Here is a 16,394-nt window from a genome sequence, read left to right on the forward strand (position 1 = left end):
CCCGCCCAATAAGCCTAGAGGACTCACCGCATGCATCACGGTACGACCATCACCCAGTTCATCGCCGAAGAGCAACGCCATGCACCCGGCGCGACCGGTGAGTTCACCGCGCTGCTCAACGACATCGTGACCGCGTGCAAGATGATCTCCAATCAGGTCAACCATGGCGCACTGGTTGGCGCGCTGGGTAGTGCCGGTAGCGAGAACATCCAGGGCGAGACACAGAAGAAGCTCGATGTCCTCTCCAATCAGATGTTTATCCAGTGTACCGAGTGGTCTGGTCATGTCGGCGCCTTGGCCTCGGAGGAGATGGACGAGATCTACGAGATCCCGAAGGAATACCCGCGCGGCAAGTACCTGCTGACCTTCGATCCGCTCGATGGCTCGTCGAATATCGACGTCAATGTCTCGGTCGGTACCATCTTCAGCATCCTGCGCATGGCCGAAGCGGATGGCGATGCGACCGAGGATGATTTCCTCAAGGCTGGCACCGAGCAGGTCGCGGCCGGCTACGCGCTCTATGGCCCTTCGACTATGATGGTACTGACCACCGGCAACGGTGTGAACGGCTTCACGCTGGATCAAAACATCGGCGAGTTCATCCTCACCCATCCGGACATGACCATCCCGACCGACACCGCTGAGTTTGCGATCAACGCCTCGAACGGCCGCTTCTGGGAGGCGCCGGTCAAGCGCTATGTCGATGAATGCCTGGCCGGCAAGGAAGGTCCACGCGGTAAGGACTTCAACATGCGCTGGATCGCCTCGATGGTCGCCGAGGTGCATCGCATCCTGACCCGTGGCGGCATCTTCATGTATCCGATGGATTCCAAGATGGCGGCGAAGGGGCAGGGCGGCAAGCTACGCCTGCTGTATGAGGCGAACCCGATGTCGTTCGTCGTCGAGCAGGCCGGTGGCGCCTCGATCACCGGCAAGCAGCGCATCATGGAGATGCAGCCCGAGGGGCTGCACCAACGGGTGCCGGTGATCCTCGGCTCGCGCAACGAGGTCGAGCGCCTCCAGGGCTACCACAACGAGGGCTGAGGCGGGCTCGGGCTTGCCGCCAAACACCTGGTCATGAGATCTCGATGGGTTCGCGGGTCTACTTCCGTATAGTGCCGCTCGCGCCTCATCATGCGTGAGTCCGATAACCGCAGTCTCTCGGTCGTGATCCCGCTCTATCAGGAGCGCGAGAACGTCGCGCCGCTGTTGGCACGCTTGCATGAGGGGTTGCGGGGCTATGCCCATCCCTGGGAGCTGATCTTGGTGGATGACGGCAGCCGGGATGGCACCGAGCAGGCGCTGTTCGAGCAGGCGGCGCACTATGGCCCGCATGTGCGGGTGATTCGTTTCCGGCGTAATTTCGGTCAAACCGCAGCGATGCAAGCTGGCTTCGATGCCGCGCGCGGGTGCTTGATCGCGACCCTAGATGGCGATCTGCAGAATGATCCGACCGAGATCCCGCGTCTGATCGACGAGCTGCTGGCGCGTGATCTCGATCTGCTGCAGGGCTGGCGGCGTGATCGCCAAGATGCCTTGCTGCTGCGCAAGATCCCGTCGCGCATCGCCAACGGGATCATCGCTCGCGTCACCGGCGTTCGACTTCACGATTATGGCTGCAGCCTCAAGGTCTACCGCGCCGATGTGATCAAGGATATCCGCCTGTTCGGCGAGATGCACCGTTTCATTCCGGTTTGGGTGGCCGGCGTGACGGCCCCAGAGCGTATCGGCGAGACCGAGGTTGGCCATCGCGCGCGCGCGCTGGGCCAGTCCAAGTACGGGCTCTCGCGCACCTTTCGCGTGCTGCTCGATCTGCTGGTTGCCTTCTTTTTTCTTCGCTTCGGCGCGCGGCCGGGCCATTTCTTCGGCGCCATCGGCCTCTCATTCGGCCTGCTCGGCGGGCTGATGATGAGCTGGCTGGCCTGGTCCAAGTTCGGTCTCGGCGAGGATATCGGCGACCGCCCGCTGTTCTTCGTCGCCATCCTGCTCTTGGTCGCCTCGATCCAGTTCCTGACCACCAGCGTCCTCGCCGAGATCATGACCCGCACCCTGTTCGCCTCCGGCGAGCGCACCCATCACTGCATCTGCCGGCAGACCGATCCGGCCGTTGCTGGTTGGAAGATCGAGCAGGGGCAGGGCTGATGAGGACACCTGATTCGCTGCTCACGCGCCTCCTGGTCTCGCCCTGGTTCCTGGTACTGATCGTCTGGCTCGCCTTCTTCTGGCAGCTCGGCGCGGTGCCGCTCTACGATCTCGATGAGGGCGCCTTTACCGAGGCCACCCGCGAGATGCTCGCGAGCGGTAACTTCATCACCCCGCACCGCGACGGCGAGCCACGCTATGACAAGCCGGTCCTGATCTATTGGCTGCAGGCGGCGTCGGTCTCAGCATTGGGCTGGAGCGAATTCGCGCTGCGATTGCCCTCGGCGATGGCTGCCAGCCTTTGGCTGCTGGCGCTCTGGTGGTTCGTGCGCGCTCGGCTCGACGCCGCGACCGCGACCATCGCAGGCTTGGTGATGGCGCTCGGCCTGCAGGTGGCGATCATCGGCAAGGCTGCGGTGGCAGATGCGCTGCTCAACCTGTTCATCGCGCTCGCCTTCTTCGAGATCTATCGTTGGCGATGGCGACCGACCCGTGCAACGCTGCTGCGCGCCTATCTCTGGCTCGGTCTCGGCTTCCTGACGAAAGGCCCGGTCGCGGTCTTCTTCCCGCTGCTGGTGAGCCTGCTCTACTTTGGCTCGTTGCGTGAATGGCGTGCCTGGTTCTCGGCGGTCTTCGACTGGCATGGCTGGTTGGTCTTTCTTCTGGTGGCTGGTCCTTGGTACCTGGCCATCTATATCGACGACGGCCTCGGCTTCTTCCAGAGCTTTTTTCTCGGCCACAACCTCGGCCGCTACAGTGGCGTGAAGCACGGACACGACGGCTTTCCGGGCTATTACTTGGTGATGTTGCCACTAGTGCTCTTGCCTTTTACCGGCTGGTTCCTGAGCCTGTTGCCGAGGCTGCGCCGGCTCTGGGCCGATGAGCTGGATCGGTTCCTGCTGCTCTGGTTCGTCACCGTGTTCGCGGTGTTCTCGTTCTCGGGCACCAAGCTGCCACATTATCTGGTGTACGGCATCACGCCGCTGTTCATCCTGATGGCACGGCATCGCGATGCGTTGAACAACCGCTGGCTGGCCTTCGTGCCGCCGCTGCTGTTCGTCGCCCTGATGGTCGCACTGCCGGAATTGCTCGGACTGCTCGAGGGCCAGGCCGAGCGTCTCCATGAACAGGCGATGTTTGCCGAAGGCGCGCGTGTGCTCGATGGCGGGTATCGGCTCGGCACCTGGATTGGGTTGCTCGCGCTGATCGGTCTGCTGCTCTGGTCGCGCGTAGGCTTGTGGCAGCGCCTGATCTTAGCCGGCGTCGTGCAGACCTTGCTGGTGTTCGGGCTGCTGGTGCCAGCGGTGTTTGCCGTGATGCAAGAACCGGTCAAGCAGGCCGGGCTGCTTGCACGCGAGCTTGACCGGCCGACGGTGGTCTATCGCACCAGCATGCCGAGCTTCAGCGTCTATCGTGATGCGATCACGCCCGAGCGTGACCAGCCCGAGGTCGGCGATCTGGTGTTCCTGCGGATCGATAAGCTTGAGCGTCTTGAGCAGGCGGTGGCGCCGAACCGGCTCGAGCTGCGCTATTATCGTCAAGGGCCTGTGGCGCTGGTGCTGATTGAGCCCGAGCCCAAGCCTGCGGCGAAAGAGTCTGTCGGAGCATCGCAGTGAACGCGGCTGGCGCTCGCCAACGCCTTGGCCAGCCTGCGATGGGTATTCTCGGCGCCGGCTCGGCGATACGTTCGGTGACGCGATCAGCGCCGGTTCCGAATCCGTGCCGGCGCAGATATCGCTGGTCGATGACGCGACCAACCGAGACATGTTGGAGCCAGTCGTGGCTCCCGCCGCTGGAGCGACTGGTGTAATGTCAACAATCGAGACTGGACTGCGGCGCGAACTGGCAACAGCCGCAGAGCGCGACCCAGCCGTTTCGCCCGGCGGAGCGGGCTGGCTTGGCACTTGGGCGCTGCTCTGCCTAGCGGGGGCTGCGGCCTTTTTCTTCGGCGGTGGCTATCACAGCGGCTTTTCGACCCTGAATGGCCTGTTCGCGGCGTTGCCTTCCGTCCTGTGGCAGTGGCTCACCGTGCTCGGTGACGAGCGCGTCTCCCTGACCCTGGCATTGTTCGTCTCGCGCCGTCATCCACGGGTATTTTGGAGCCTGATCTGCGCCGCGCTGGTCGCGATCGCCTACGCGCGCGGGCTCAAGCCACTGGTTGATGCCGCAAGGCCCCCGGCGGTGCTCTCGGGCGAGGCGTTTCGGCTGATCGGCGAGGCCCATTCGCGCCATAGCTTTCCATCCGGGCACAGCGTGACCGCAGCGGTGTTCTTCGGCGTGCTCGCCTACTACGCGCAACGCATCCGTTGGCGGCTGAGTTTCATCCTGCTGGCAACGGTCGCGGGCTTGAGCCGGATCGCGGTTGGCGTGCACTGGCCCGTCGATGTGATGGCCGGGCTGGCCGGCGGTGCTGTTGCTGCACTCATCGGCGTCTGGCTTGCGCGGCGCAGCCTCTGGGGTGTCTACGACGAGAGCGTGCATCTGGCCTTCGTTGTGCTCGCGGCCTTTGCTGCCGTGGGCCTGCTGTTCGACGACGGCGGCTATCCGGCGGCCGCACCGCTGTTGGCCGTGCTGGGCAGCCTGGCTTTAGCCTGGGCCATGCTGCAATACCTGCTGCTGCCGGTCATCTCTGCCCGCTCAGGGGCGGGCTGACCCAGTAGCGGTCGGTTGTTGACCTCAAGTGCCGGTCGGTTCAGGTGGCGTCGGCCGAATCGGTGGCCGCTTCGCTGCCTTCGGCTTCCGGCTCGGCTTCTGGCTCAGCAGGCGCGGCCTTGGGCTCGGGCGTCTTCAGCAAGCCTTCCGCTCTGAGCACCGCGACCTTGTCGTCGCCTTGCACCCAACGCTTGCGCTTGTTCTTGACCGCGTAGCGTCCTGAGCGCTTCTCGTAAATCGTGTGGTCGCTGGTGGTCTTGAGCTTCTTCATCGGTTGCCTTTGTCAGGGGTTGGAGGGAGTAGAACGGGTGTTGGAGCCGTTGGATCATCCGCGTTCGCGGTGTCCAGGTTAGGGCAGCACGTCGGGATCGTTCTGATCGTTGCGAGGGTCTTGATGCTCATCGGAGCGCTGGATATCGATCTCGAACTTCGCGATCAGCGCCGCCATGGCGCCGAGGGCGGCGATGATCGGCGCGAGCAGCGTCAGTGCGCCGCCAACGGCGACACCGGCGGTGAGCGGGATCTCGAGCAGCGTTGCGCCACCTGGCTTACGGATGATGAGGCGGCGCACATTACCTTCGGCAATCAGCTGTTTGACGTAGTCGACTAGCTCGTTGCCAGCAACGGTCACGCGCTCTGTCATGCCGCGACGGGGTTCGTAGGGATCTCTTGACATCGTGATGGGTCGGTTCGGCTCGCGTTGATGCACGGCTGTGGTGCTCGGACTAGCCGCCTATCATCGACCGATCCCAGCGGGTGCGTCAACTTCGATGCCAGCCGCCGATGCGCAGAACCGGCGCAGCCGCTCGGCGCGCGCATCGATCGCTTCGCCGGAGGGCAGCGTCGCGCTCGGATCCAGCAGCCAGGTGGCGATATCCTCACGCACCCGCGCGCCCTGCAGATCACGCGGCAGCATGTGCCAGCCCTCGGCGTAGAGCAGGAGCCGGAGCGCTGCCGCATCGAGGGGAACCGCGTCGATAAAGCGGCAGAAGGCACGCGCTGGGATGATGCTGTCGCGCTCCCCATACAGGATCAGCGTCGGCGGCTGTCCGTCAAGGTGCCGGCGCGAGTCGGGCCAAGCGACGGCCTGATCCATCACATTCGTCACCCCCCAGAGCGCCTCGATCCGTGTCGCCTTGATCACCAGCGGGTCTCGACCCATCGCGATCAGCATCGGCTTATTGTCGGAGGGAGAGAGCTGGATGCCCTCGCCAGTGAGCTTGAGCCCGGGCAGGGTTCGGGCCGCGAGCGCGAGCGCGGCGCGCTGGTACCAAGGCATGCTATCGCGTGACCAGACCGCAGGCGCGATCAAGACCAGCCCGTCGACGTCCAAGGGCGCTGCGGCATCGGCGCTGAGCGCGACCGCCGCCCCCATGCTTTCGCCGATGAGGATCAACCGCGCTTGCGGATGGCGTGCTCGCAGCAATCCGATCAAGGTGCGTAGGTCCGCCGTGAGCCGATCACTGCCATGCCAGCGCCCGGTCTGACGCGTGCGACCGAAACCGCGCTGGTCGAAGGCATAGGTGGTGATCCCGAGTGTGGTGAGATGCTCGCCGAGCGGTTGAAAGGCCTGGCTGTAGTCGTTGAAGCCATGCAGACCGAGCACGACGATCCGAGGCCGCTCAGTGCGGCCCCAGCGTTGAAAGGGCAACCGATAACCGTCGGCCATGCGTGCTTCAGCCGGTATCAGCCGTGGCTTGAGTGGCAGCGCGTTGGCGGTTCTGGACGAGTTCAAGGCGGACGTCATGGGCGCTAGCGTGTCCATACTACAGGCGCTGAGTAGGATGATCGACAAGAGCGCGCTGATGACGACCAGCCAAGAGACCTTGCTGCAGCGGCTGCCTCTCTGGCCGAGACCTAGGCCAGTCCGGCGGTTTCGGCGATTCAAAACAGCGTCAGCGGCCCTTCCTGCATGGCCGCGATCTGCTCGCGCATGATCAGGATCTGTTCCTCCCAGAAACGCGGCGAGTCGAACCAGGGGAAGGCACTCGGGAAGGCCGGATCATCCCAGCGTTGCGCGAGCCAGGCCGCGTGATGGATCAGCCGCAGCGTACGCAGGGCCTCGATCAGGTGCAGCTCGCGCGGATCGAAGTCGGCAAAGTCCCGATACCCCTCGAGCACGGCATCGAGCTGCAGCGTCATCGCCTGGCGATCGCCCGAAAGCAGCATCCAGAGATCCTGAATCGCCGGCCCGGTGCGGGCGTCGTCGAAGTCGACGAAGTGGGGGCCGGCCTCGGTCCAGAGCAGATTGCCGCGATGACAATCACCATGCAGGCGCAGCAGACGCAGCATCCCCGCACGCTCGTAGCAGGCCGCGATCGCGGTCAGCGCATGCTCGATGACGCTGCGGTAGGCGGTCTCAAGCGCGCTCGGAATCCACCCCTGCGCGAGCAAGAAGCGAACCGGCTCTTCGCCGAAATGCTGGAGGTTCAGGGTCGGTCGATGTTGAAACGCCTGGCTGGCGCCGAGCGCATGGAGACGACCGATGAAGCGACCGATCCGGGTCAGGATGTCCAGATCCTCGAGTTCTGGATCACGACCACCGCAGCGCGGGGTCAGCGAGAAGCGATAGTCCGCATGCCGGTGCAGGCTGTGGCCCTCGATCAGCAGGGGCGCGAGCGCCGGGATCTCGCGCTCGGCCAAGGCCAGAACGAACGCATGTTCCTCGGCGATGGCCGCATCGGACCAGCGTCCAGGCCGATAGAACTTCGCGATCAGCGGTGCGGCGTCATCAATGCCGACCTGATAGACGCGATTCTCATAGCTGTTCAGCGCCAGCAGCCGGCCATCGACCGAGAACCCGAGCGATTCCACCGCATCCAGCACCCGATCGGGCGTCAGATCGGCATAGGGACGGCGCGGGTCGGCGCCAGTGGCTGGGATGCCGGAGTTCAAAGCTCGCTGCCGGGTTGAGTGGGGCTGAGGGACAATTCAGTGTCGTCCATCTCTTGCGCGGCACGGACGCCAACCCGGCGCACCACCATCCCAAGCGTCAGCCCTTGCACCAAGATCGAGAACACCACGATGATGTAGGTGACGGTCAACAAGACATCGCGGATCTCGGACTCAGGCAACGAGAGCACCAGCGCCACCGAGATACCTCCGCGTAAGGCCCCCCAGGTCAGGATGCTGATTGCACCGGGGGCGAAGCTGCGAAAACGCCGCATCCAGGCCACCGGCACGCCAGCGCTGAAGGCGCGTGCCGCCAACACCAGCGGGATGGCAAGTAGCCCAGCGATCAGGGTCGAGCCGGTGATACTGACCACAAGCAACTCGAAGCCGAGCAGCACGAACAGCACCGCATTGAGGATCTCATCGACCAACTCCCAGAAGTTATCCAGATGGCCCTTGGTCTGGTCCGACATCAGGTGATCGCGCACCTGGTTGCCGATCAGCAGCCCGGCGATGACGACCGTGATGGGCGCCGAGATGTGGAGGTGCTCGGCCAGCGCATAGGCGCCACTGGCCACGGCCAGCGTGATCAAGACCTCGACCTGATAGTGGTCTATCTTGCGCAGCATCAGATAGGCAAGACCACCGCTGGCGAGGCCGAACAGCAGCCCGCCGACGGCCTCCTTCAAGAACAGGCTGAAGGCGCTGCCGAGGGTGACATGCGCGCCGCCGATGGCGATCTCGAGCAGCACCATGAAGAGCACCACAGCGACGCCATCATTGAACAGCGACTCGCCCGTGATCTTGAGTTCCAGGCTCCTGGGGGCACCGGCACTCTTGAGGATGCCGAGCACCGCGATCGGATCGGTCGGCGAGATCAGCGCGCCGAACAGCAGACAATAGATCAGCGGAATGTCCAGCCCGAGCACCGCGAACAGCAGCCAGGAGACGCCACCCACGATGAGCGTCGAGAGGATGACGCTGACGCTGGCGAGCACCGCGATCACCCATTTCTGCTCGGCGAGTTCCTTCAGGTTCACATGCAGCGCACCCGCAAACAACAGGAAACTGAGCATGCCGTGCAGCACCGTCGCGTCGAAATCGATGCTGTCGACCATCAGGCGGATGTCGTGCTCGAGTCCTTCGGTGCCCGGAATCGGCAACAGCAGGAACAGCGACATCAGCAGCGCGATCAGCATCAGCCCGATCGCGGTTGGCAGCTTCAAAAAGCGGTGGTTGAACCAAGCGAAGAGCGCCGACAGCGTGAGCAGAACCGCGATGATGTTGAACAGTTGCATGACGACGGCCTGCGTTCAGCAAGGGATCGGCCCATTATGCCCGTATCGGTGCGAAAGCGTCTTGAGCAAGCGCGGACCAGGCCTGTCCAGGCAGCTTCTCAGTGGCAGTCGATCAGCGCCTTCAAGATCGCTGGCTCAGCAGCCCGTTGCAGCGCCAGTACACCCTCGGTCAGAGGCTGGCGGTCATCGATCAGTGGGGTCGGGTCCACGTGCTGTCGCTCAAGCAGCCGCAACGCGGCGGGGAAGGGACCGCAGCGCGAGCCAAGCACGCAAATCTCATCGACCACTAACGACGACAGATTGACCGCGACCTTGCCACGGTAGGTGCTCTTCAGGCAGAGGGTGCCGCGTGGACGCAGCGCCTTGCGCGCCAGCGCGAAGCCGCCGGGTGCGCCGCTGGCCTCGACCACGAGATCGTAGCCGCCATGGACCACCTCCGACTCTTGCAGGCAGCGTGTGGCGATGCCCTCCAGACGCTGCCGTTGATGGGCGTGTCGCGCCACGACGTCCAGTTCGGCCCCGGTCAAGGCGATCACGCGCGCGATCAGCTGTCCGAGCCGGCCTGCGCCTACCACGAGCACCCGCGCCGAGGGCGTGATATGCGCCTGTTCAAGAAGTTGCAGCGCGGCCGCTAGTGGCTCGGTGAAGACCGCAGCGGTATCCGGCACCGTCTCCGGCACCCGATGCAGATTCGCCAGCGGCAGGCACAGGAACTCGGCGAAGGCACCATCGTGCTGTTTGATGCCGAGCACCGCGCGGTTTAGGCAATGACTCGATCGACAGGCCCGACACTCGGTGCAGTGACCGCAGCTCAGGTTGATGGAGCCGACCACGCGCTCGCCGATCCGCTCCGGCGCCTCTGCGGCGGCGGCGATCTCGCCGACGAACTCATGGCCGAGCACGCCGCTGAAGGGATAATAGCCATCCAGCAGGGCGAGGTCCGTGGAACAGACACCGGCCAGCCTGACGCGGACCAACGCCTCGCCGGCGGCCGGGGAAGGCTCGGGCAGATCGGTTCGCAGTCGAACCTCGTCATCGAGCCAAATCGCCTTCATAAACAGGACTCCGACAGCGGTGTTGAATCAGACAGGTGACAGGCAGGCTCGGGGGGCGCTGGGCGGTTGCTAGGGGCCGACCCGACACCGGAACCAGGCTTCAGGTTATCCTTTTGCCCCATCGTGGAAAACCGTTGCGACTAGAAATTCGATCCAAATACCGCCAATTCAGCGGCTTCGCCAGCGATATATCGATCCTAGCGTTTCATTGCTCGCGCTCGATGCCATTGATCACTTTTACAACCCAGTCAGACCGGACACCAGGAGAGCCTGATGCCCCCAATGGACGAACCCAACCTTTCCGCCACCTATGGCCGTGTGCGGGCCTTCACCGAGCAGCTCTGCGAGCCCCTCGAGATCGAGGATTACATGCTCCAGACCGCCGTCGAGGCGAGCCCGCCGAAGTGGCATCTCGCGCACGTTTCCTGGTTCTTCGAGACCTTCCTGCTCAAACCCTTCCTCGCAGGCTATCAGGAATTCCATCCCCACTTCGACCACCTGTTCAACTCGTACTATGAGCAGACCGAGGCCGGCTTCTGGCCGCGCCCGCAACGCGGGTTGCTCTCGCGCCCAACGGTGGCCGAGGTCTATGCCTACCGCCGCCATGTCGATGATGCCATGGCGCGGTTGCTCGGCGAATGTCCGCCCGAACATGCGGCCAGCGTGCAGACCCGAGTCCAGATCGGCCTCAACCATGAGCAGCAGCATCAAGAGCTGCTGGTCACCGACATCAAGTACAACCTGGCCTACAATCCGCTGCGTCCGGCCTATCGGGCCGATCTGCCAACAGCGCCGGCGCAAGACCCGGTGCCGCTGACCTTCACGACGTTCGAGGGCGGTGTTCACGGTTTTGGTGTTCCAGAGCCGACTCGGCGCGAGCACGGGGACCAGAATCAGCACCAACACCAGGTCCAGAGCCAAAGTCAGAGTCAAACTCAGGGCAAAGACCAAGACCAGAGCGCCGCTCAGGGCTTCGCCTACGATAACGAATTCCCCCACCACCAGCGTTTGCTCGAGCCGTTCCGGCTTGCCGATCGCTTGGTCACCAACGCCGAGTATCAGGCCTTCATCGACGATGGCGGTTATCGCCACCCAGGGCTCTGGCTCTCCGACGGCTGGGCGCGGATCAAGAGCGAGGGCTGGCAGGCGCCACTCTACTGGGAACAGCTCGATGGCGTTTGGCACGAGACCACGCTCGGCGGTCGCCGTCCCCTGAACCCCGCCGAGCCGGTCTGCCACCTCAGCTACTTCGAGGCCGAGGCCTATGCGCGTTGGGCCGGGCGCCGGCTGCCGAGCGAATTCGAATGGGAGCATGCGGCCGCTGGGCGTTCGGTCGATGGCCACTTCGTCGATGACGGCCGCTTGCATCCCTCCCCAGCGAGCGCCGGTTCGCTGCAACAACTGTTCGGCGATTGCTGGGAATGGACCGCCTCGGCCTATCTGCCCTATCCACGCTATCGCGCCGTGGATGGCGCGCTCGGCGAGTACAACGGCAAATTCATGAGCGGGCAGATGGTGCTGCGTGGCGGCTCTTGCGCCACCTCGCGCAACCATGCGCGCGCCACCTATCGCAACTTCTTCTATCCCCACGAGCGCTGGCAGTTCAAAGGCATCCGATTGGCGGAGGACTTGGCATGATCTCCTCGACCGACCCGACCACGGCCAACCCGATCTTCTTCCACGATTATCATCCCGCGCCCGCCGACTTGCGCGCCGAGGTCCTGGCGGGCCTCGCCAAGCCGCGCAAGCAATTGTCGCCAAAGCTGTTCTACGACGCCGAAGGCTCGAAGCTGTTCGATGCCATCTGCGAACTGCCCGAGTACTATCCGACCCGCACCGAGATCGCCATCCTGCGCGAGCACGGCGCCGAGATGGCCCAGCGGCTCGGTCGCGAGGCGCTCTTGGTCGAACTCGGCAGCGGCAGCAGCCTGAAGATCCGCGTCCTGCTCGAGGCGCTGCAACCGGCGGTCTATATGCCGGTCGATATCTCCAGCGAGCATCTTCAGCAGTCGGCCCAGGCGCTTGCGGCAACCTTTCCGAAGCTCGAAGTCCACGCGGTCTGCGCCGACTACTCGGCGCCCTTTGAACTCCCAGTCGACGATCATGAGCACCCCCGCGCGGCCTTCTTTCCCGGCTCCTCGATCGGCAATTTCGAGCCCGATCAGGCCGAGCAATTGCTGCGCCGCGTCGGTGCCATCCTCGGTGCCGAGGGGCGGCTGCTGATCGGCGTCGATCTGATCAAGGATCGCGCGCGCCTCGAGCGCGCCTACAACGATGCCGCCGGGGTCACCGCCGCCTTCAATATGAATCTACTCAGCCGCATCAACCGCGAACTCGACGGTGGCTTCGATCCTCGTCGCTTCCGCCACGAGGCCTTATTCAACGCCGAGCAGAGCCGCATCGAGATGCACCTGCTCAGCACCTGTGATCAGCAGGTGCAGGTCGCCGGCGAGACCTTCGCCTTCCGCGAGGGCGAGACCATCCATACCGAGTGTTCGCATAAATACAGCGTCGAAAGCTTTCATGCGCTGGCGGCTCGCGCCGGCTTCCAGCCCAAACAGGTCTGGACCGATCCCGAGCAGCTGTTCAGCGTGCACTGCCTGGTCTATCGGCCCTCGGCCATGCGCTAAGTGATACGCTAAGCCATGAAGTATCAGGACCTACGCGACTTCATCGATCAGCTCGAGCGCCGTGGCGAACTCAAGCGCATCGGCATCGAGGTCGACCCGCATCTGGAAATCACCGAGATTTGCGACCGCACCCTGCGCGCCGGCGGCCCGGCGCTGCTGTTCGAGCATCCCAAGGGTTCCCAGGTGCCACTGCTCGGCAACCTGTTCGGCACGCCGCAGCGGGTCGCGCTCGGCATGGGCGAGGAATCGGTCGCGGCCCTGCGCGAGGTCGGCAAGCTACTCGCCTTCCTCAAGGAGCCCGACCCGCCAAAGGGGATGAAGGAGGCCTGGCGCACCCTGCCCATCTTCAAAAAGGTGCTGGATATGGCGCCCAAGGTGCGGCGCAATCCGCCTTGTCAGGAGCAGGTCTTCGAGGGCGAGCAGGTCGATCTGTCGCGCTTTCCGATCCAGCACTGCTGGCCTGGCGATGCGGCGCCGTTGATCACCTGGGGGCTGGTGATCACGCGGGGGCCGGAGAAGTCGCGTCAGAATCTCGGTATCTATCGAATGCAGGTGCTCGGTCGCAATCGGGTCATCATGCGCTGGCTGGCACATCGCGGCGGGGCGCTCGACTTCCGCGACTGGCAGCGCGCGCATCCGGGCAAGCCGTTCCCGATCGCCGTCGCGCTCGGCGCCGATCCGGCGACCATCCTCGGCGCGGTCACCCCGGTGCCAGACAGCCTCTCCGAATACGCCTTTGCCGGCCTGCTGCGCGGTAGTCGCACCGAACTCGCCGGCTGCCTCGGCTCCGACCTGCAGGTGCCGGCGACCGCCGAGATCGTCCTCGAGGGCCATCTGCATCCGAATGATATGGCGCCCGAGGGACCGTTCGGCGACCATACCGGCTACTACAACGAGGTCGATGACTTCCCGGTCTTCACCATCGATCGCCTCACCCAGCGCCAGCAGCCGATCTACCACAGCACCTATACCGGCCGGCCGCCGGATGAGCCGGCGATCCTCGGTGTCGCGCTGAACGAGGTCTTCGTGCCGATCCTGCAGAAGCAGTTCCCCGAGATCGCCGATTTCTACCTACCGCCCGAGGGCTGCTCCTATCGGCTTGCGGTGGTCGCGATGAAGAAGCAATATCCAGGACATGCCAAGCGGGTGATGCTCGGTGTCTGGTCGTTCCTGCGTCAGTTCATGTACACCAAATTCGTCATCGTGGTCGACGACGATGTCTGCGCTCGCGACTGGAAGGATGTGATCTGGGCCATGACCACGCGCATGGACCCGGCGCGCGATACGGTGATGATCGAGAACACGCCGATCGACTACCTCGACTTCGCCTCGCCGGTCTCGGGGCTGGGCTCGAAGATCGGCTTCGACGCGACCAGTAAATGGCCCGGCGAGACGACGCGCGAATGGGGCCGGCCGATTGAGATGGACACCGAGGTGAAGGCGCGGGTCGACCGACTCTGGCCGCAGCTGGGTATCGACTGAGGGCGGTTTGCGCAAATGCCCGTGCTGCCCGGCGCACTCGTCAAGCGCCGGGCAGCGCGAGCAAGCAGGGGAAGGGCCGCGTTCAGAAACTCCGTTGCGGTCTTTCGGTGCGGGGTCTGGCCTCGTTCACGGTCAATTTGCGACCGTCCTGCAGGGTGTCATTCAACGCTTGGATCGCATCCTCGGCTTCGGACTTGTTCGGCATGTCGACGAACCCAAAGCCTTTCGATTGTCCAGAGAACTTGTCCTTGATCACATCCGCGCTGGCGACCTCGCCGAACTCGCCGAACATCTCGCGCAAGGTATCGTCATTGACCGAATATTTCAGGTTACCTACGTAGATCCTCATCGCTCACTCTCGCAACGGTTGTGCATTGAGCACGCGCACACCATCGGTCGATCAACGCACAACTCGAACGATAGTGACACGGCAGCCAGTGCCGTATGCGGTTTGGAGTGCTGCCTGCCCGGCGCCCCCCTTAGCTGATCGCCTCCTTAGCGGATCGTGCTACTGAGTCTAGCGCATTGCTGTTACGCCTCGGGTCAGTGTCTCCGATGGTCTGATCGACGTCAATCGCGCTTCGCGACCTGAAAGCCGGCGCTTTCGATGGCCTGCTCCAAGGCGCTGGTCTCGACGAAGCCGCCGCGAATCACCACCTGCCCGGTGGCGAGGTCGGGCGACGCCTCGCTGACCTGCTCGATGGATTCCAGCGCCTGCTTGACCGTGGCGACGCAGTGGCCGCAGGTCATACCCTTGACGTTGAGGATCATGCGACCGCCGGCTGCGCTGGTGTCGAGGCCCGGCCGCGCATCCGTCTTCATGCCGGCCTCGGCGGCCTGCACGCTCGCCAAGCGCGCTTGCGCCTGTCTGCGTGCGCGGTATTGGCGCAGCCCCAGCATCGCCATCAACGCCAGTAGCACCAATGCCGAGAGCACCGGGAGCCAGCCCTGCTGGTGCTCATGCGTCAGCGTTTGCACCGGTACGCTGGTCAGCAATTGGTCGAAGAGCAGACCGAAGCCGAGGCTCATCACTACCACGGTGCCCAGATACACCGAAAGCACCCGCGCGCCCAGGGTGCGATAGACCGCGCCGATGGTGACTAGGTTGGTCGCCGGTCCCGCCATCAGGAACACCAGCGCCGAGCCCGCTGGCAGCCCGGCCCCGATCAACGAGGCCGCGATTGGGACCGAGGCCGTAGTGCAGACATAGAGGGGCAGGGCGATGGCCAACATCACCAGCATGCCGAGCAAACCGCCGGCCCAAGGTCGGCCGGCGAAGAAGTCGGCCGGCGTGAGCGCCGTCACCAAAGCAGCCGCGACCACGCCGATGATCAGCCAGGTGTTGATCGCCCCGAGCAGGTCGAACACCGCGTAACGCACCGCTTCGATGATCCGTGCCAGCGAGCCTTGCGGTCGGTCATCATCGGCGCTGTCGGTCTCGGCGGCGTCGCTCGTGGTCGGCTCTGCGGGCACCGTCCGATTGACCAGAATACCGCCGATCACCCCGGTGACAAAGGCGGCGATCAGCTTGAAAATCGCGAACGGCCAACCGAGGAAGGCCGCAGTGACCAGGATCGAATCGACCCCCGTTTGCGGCGTGCTGATCATGAAGGAAGTGGCCGCACCAGGCGAGGCGCCTTGACGCCGCAAGCCGAGCGCGGTCGGGATCACGCCGCAGGAGCACAACGGCAGCGGCACGCCGACCAAGGACGCCCGCACCACGCTGCCAAGATCGGGCCGACTGAGACCGCGCCGGATCACGGCTGAGGGCACATAAGCGTGGATCAGCCCCGCGATGAAGAGACCGACCAAGAGCGAGGGCGCGAGTTCGAGCAGGATGCCCCAGAGCGCGGCCGGGAAGGCAATAACGATATCCATGATCAGGTCCGTCGGATTCGGCTAGCGCTAAAGTTGCCTTGCTCGGCCGGAAACCGTGCTAGGGACCCCAGATAAGCAATGCAATGTGCAACCTCTTGTCAGCGAACTAATATCGATACCTGCGCTGGTGCTCCTTTTCTTTCTCGTTCTGATCGTAAAGATAGCCGCCGATGGCGCCTGTTGCGGCACCGATGGCTGCTCCCTTACCTGCATTCGCGCCGAACGAACCGATGGCCGCGCCTGTGGCCGCGCCCGCCGCAGCTCCGGAGGTGGTGCGTGAGGTCGTGGTGGTACCGCAGCCGGCCAAGGCGATGAGGAGCCCGAGCGTCAGCGCAATATGGATTGGTTTCATCAATTCCTCCGCG

Annotated in this window: 16 protein-coding genes; 7 read left to right on the plus strand and 9 right to left on the minus strand. The window is 64.2% G+C overall.

The features are described from left to right. Window positions 1–30: 30 nt before the first annotated feature. The 4 genes from AC54T3_RS11490 to AC54T3_RS11505 all read left to right on the plus strand — a co-directional run bounded on the left by AC54T3_RS11490 (window position 31) and on the right by AC54T3_RS11505 (window position 4,794). Window positions 31–1,044, plus strand: a complete 1,014-nt coding sequence (locus AC54T3_RS11490; RefSeq protein WP_496624847.1) for a class 1 fructose-bisphosphatase — start codon at window positions 31–33, stop codon at window positions 1,042–1,044. 90 nt (window positions 1,045–1,134) lie between these two features. Next, window positions 1,135–2,142: a glycosyltransferase family 2 protein gene (locus AC54T3_RS11495; RefSeq protein WP_496624849.1), complete on the plus strand. Its 1,008-nt coding sequence runs from the start codon at window positions 1,135–1,137 to the stop codon at window positions 2,140–2,142. After that, window positions 2,142–3,758 carry an ArnT family glycosyltransferase gene (locus AC54T3_RS11500; RefSeq protein ID WP_496624851.1) on the plus strand — a complete coding sequence of 539 codons (1,617 nt, stop codon included), beginning with the start codon at window positions 2,142–2,144 and terminating at the stop codon, window positions 3,756–3,758. The genes AC54T3_RS11495 and AC54T3_RS11500 overlap by 1 nt, the downstream gene beginning before the upstream one ends. 193 nt (window positions 3,759–3,951) lie before the next feature. Continuing rightward, window positions 3,952–4,794 (plus strand): phosphatase PAP2 family protein, encoded by an 843-nt coding sequence (locus AC54T3_RS11505; protein ID WP_496624853.1) that lies wholly within the window; start codon window positions 3,952–3,954, stop codon window positions 4,792–4,794. A gap of 40 nt (window positions 4,795–4,834) precedes the next feature. Here AC54T3_RS11505 and AC54T3_RS11510 read toward each other — a convergent pair whose 3' ends face one another. From AC54T3_RS11510 to AC54T3_RS11535, 6 genes are all read right to left on the minus strand, one after another. Beyond that, the gene (locus AC54T3_RS11510; RefSeq protein WP_496624855.1) at window positions 4,835–5,065 is read right to left on the minus strand and encodes a hypothetical protein; all 231 of its coding nucleotides are present in this window, start codon (window positions 5,063–5,065) and stop codon (window positions 4,835–4,837) included. Between the two features lie 78 nt (window positions 5,066–5,143). After that, complete coding sequence (locus tag AC54T3_RS11515; RefSeq protein WP_496624856.1) at window positions 5,144–5,437, minus strand: DUF4342 domain-containing protein; 294 nt, start codon at window positions 5,435–5,437, stop codon at window positions 5,144–5,146. A gap of 93 nt (window positions 5,438–5,530) precedes the next feature. Further along, a complete protein-coding gene (locus AC54T3_RS11520; protein ID WP_496624857.1) occupies window positions 5,531–6,529 on the minus strand; it encodes an alpha/beta fold hydrolase in 999 nt (332 codons plus the stop codon). Window positions 6,530–6,678: 149 nt separating this feature from the next. Beyond that, window positions 6,679–7,689 carry a serine/threonine protein kinase gene (locus tag AC54T3_RS11525; protein ID WP_496624859.1) on the minus strand — a complete coding sequence of 337 codons (1,011 nt, stop codon included), beginning with the start codon at window positions 7,687–7,689 and terminating at the stop codon, window positions 6,679–6,681. Beyond that, a complete protein-coding gene (locus AC54T3_RS11530) occupies window positions 7,686–8,984 on the minus strand; it encodes a cation:proton antiporter (RefSeq protein WP_496624861.1) in 1,299 nt (432 codons plus the stop codon). The genes AC54T3_RS11525 and AC54T3_RS11530 overlap by 4 nt, the downstream gene beginning before the upstream one ends. A 98-nt stretch (window positions 8,985–9,082) precedes the next feature. Next, window positions 9,083–10,039 (minus strand): MDR/zinc-dependent alcohol dehydrogenase-like family protein, encoded by a 957-nt coding sequence (locus AC54T3_RS11535; protein WP_496624863.1) that lies wholly within the window; start codon window positions 10,037–10,039, stop codon window positions 9,083–9,085. 273 nt (window positions 10,040–10,312) lie between these two features. On the opposite strand from AC54T3_RS11535, the gene egtB reads away from it, so the two are divergent. The 3 genes from egtB to ubiD are packed head-to-tail and all read left to right on the plus strand — an operon-like array spanning window position 10,313 to window position 14,151. After that, window positions 10,313–11,677: an ergothioneine biosynthesis protein EgtB gene (gene egtB / locus AC54T3_RS11540; RefSeq protein ID WP_496624864.1), complete on the plus strand. Its 1,365-nt coding sequence runs from the start codon at window positions 10,313–10,315 to the stop codon at window positions 11,675–11,677. Then, window positions 11,674–12,669: an L-histidine N(alpha)-methyltransferase gene (gene egtD, locus AC54T3_RS11545; RefSeq protein ID WP_496624866.1), complete on the plus strand. Its 996-nt coding sequence runs from the start codon at window positions 11,674–11,676 to the stop codon at window positions 12,667–12,669. Before egtB ends, egtD begins: the two co-directional genes overlap by 4 nt. A 15-nt stretch (window positions 12,670–12,684) precedes the next feature. Then, the gene (ubiD, locus tag AC54T3_RS11550; protein WP_496624868.1) at window positions 12,685–14,151 is read left to right on the plus strand and encodes a 4-hydroxy-3-polyprenylbenzoate decarboxylase; all 1,467 of its coding nucleotides are present in this window, start codon (window positions 12,685–12,687) and stop codon (window positions 14,149–14,151) included. 82 nt (window positions 14,152–14,233) lie between these two features. On the opposite strand, the gene rbp is transcribed toward ubiD, so the two are convergent. The 3 genes from rbp to AC54T3_RS11565 all read right to left on the minus strand — a co-directional run bounded on the left by rbp (window position 14,234) and on the right by AC54T3_RS11565 (window position 16,381). Then, window positions 14,234–14,500, minus strand: a complete 267-nt coding sequence (gene rbp / locus AC54T3_RS11555; protein ID WP_496624870.1) for an RNA-binding regulator — start codon at window positions 14,498–14,500, stop codon at window positions 14,234–14,236. A gap of 221 nt (window positions 14,501–14,721) precedes the next feature. Next, window positions 14,722–16,029 (minus strand): SO_0444 family Cu/Zn efflux transporter, encoded by a 1,308-nt coding sequence (locus tag AC54T3_RS11560; protein ID WP_496624872.1) that lies wholly within the window; start codon window positions 16,027–16,029, stop codon window positions 14,722–14,724. A gap of 106 nt (window positions 16,030–16,135) precedes the next feature. Then, complete coding sequence (locus AC54T3_RS11565) at window positions 16,136–16,381, minus strand: YMGG-like glycine zipper-containing protein (RefSeq protein ID WP_496624873.1); 246 nt, start codon at window positions 16,379–16,381, stop codon at window positions 16,136–16,138. Window positions 16,382–16,394 lie beyond the last annotated feature (13 nt).

The organism is Halochromatium sp. NSM3 (assembly GCF_059621085.1).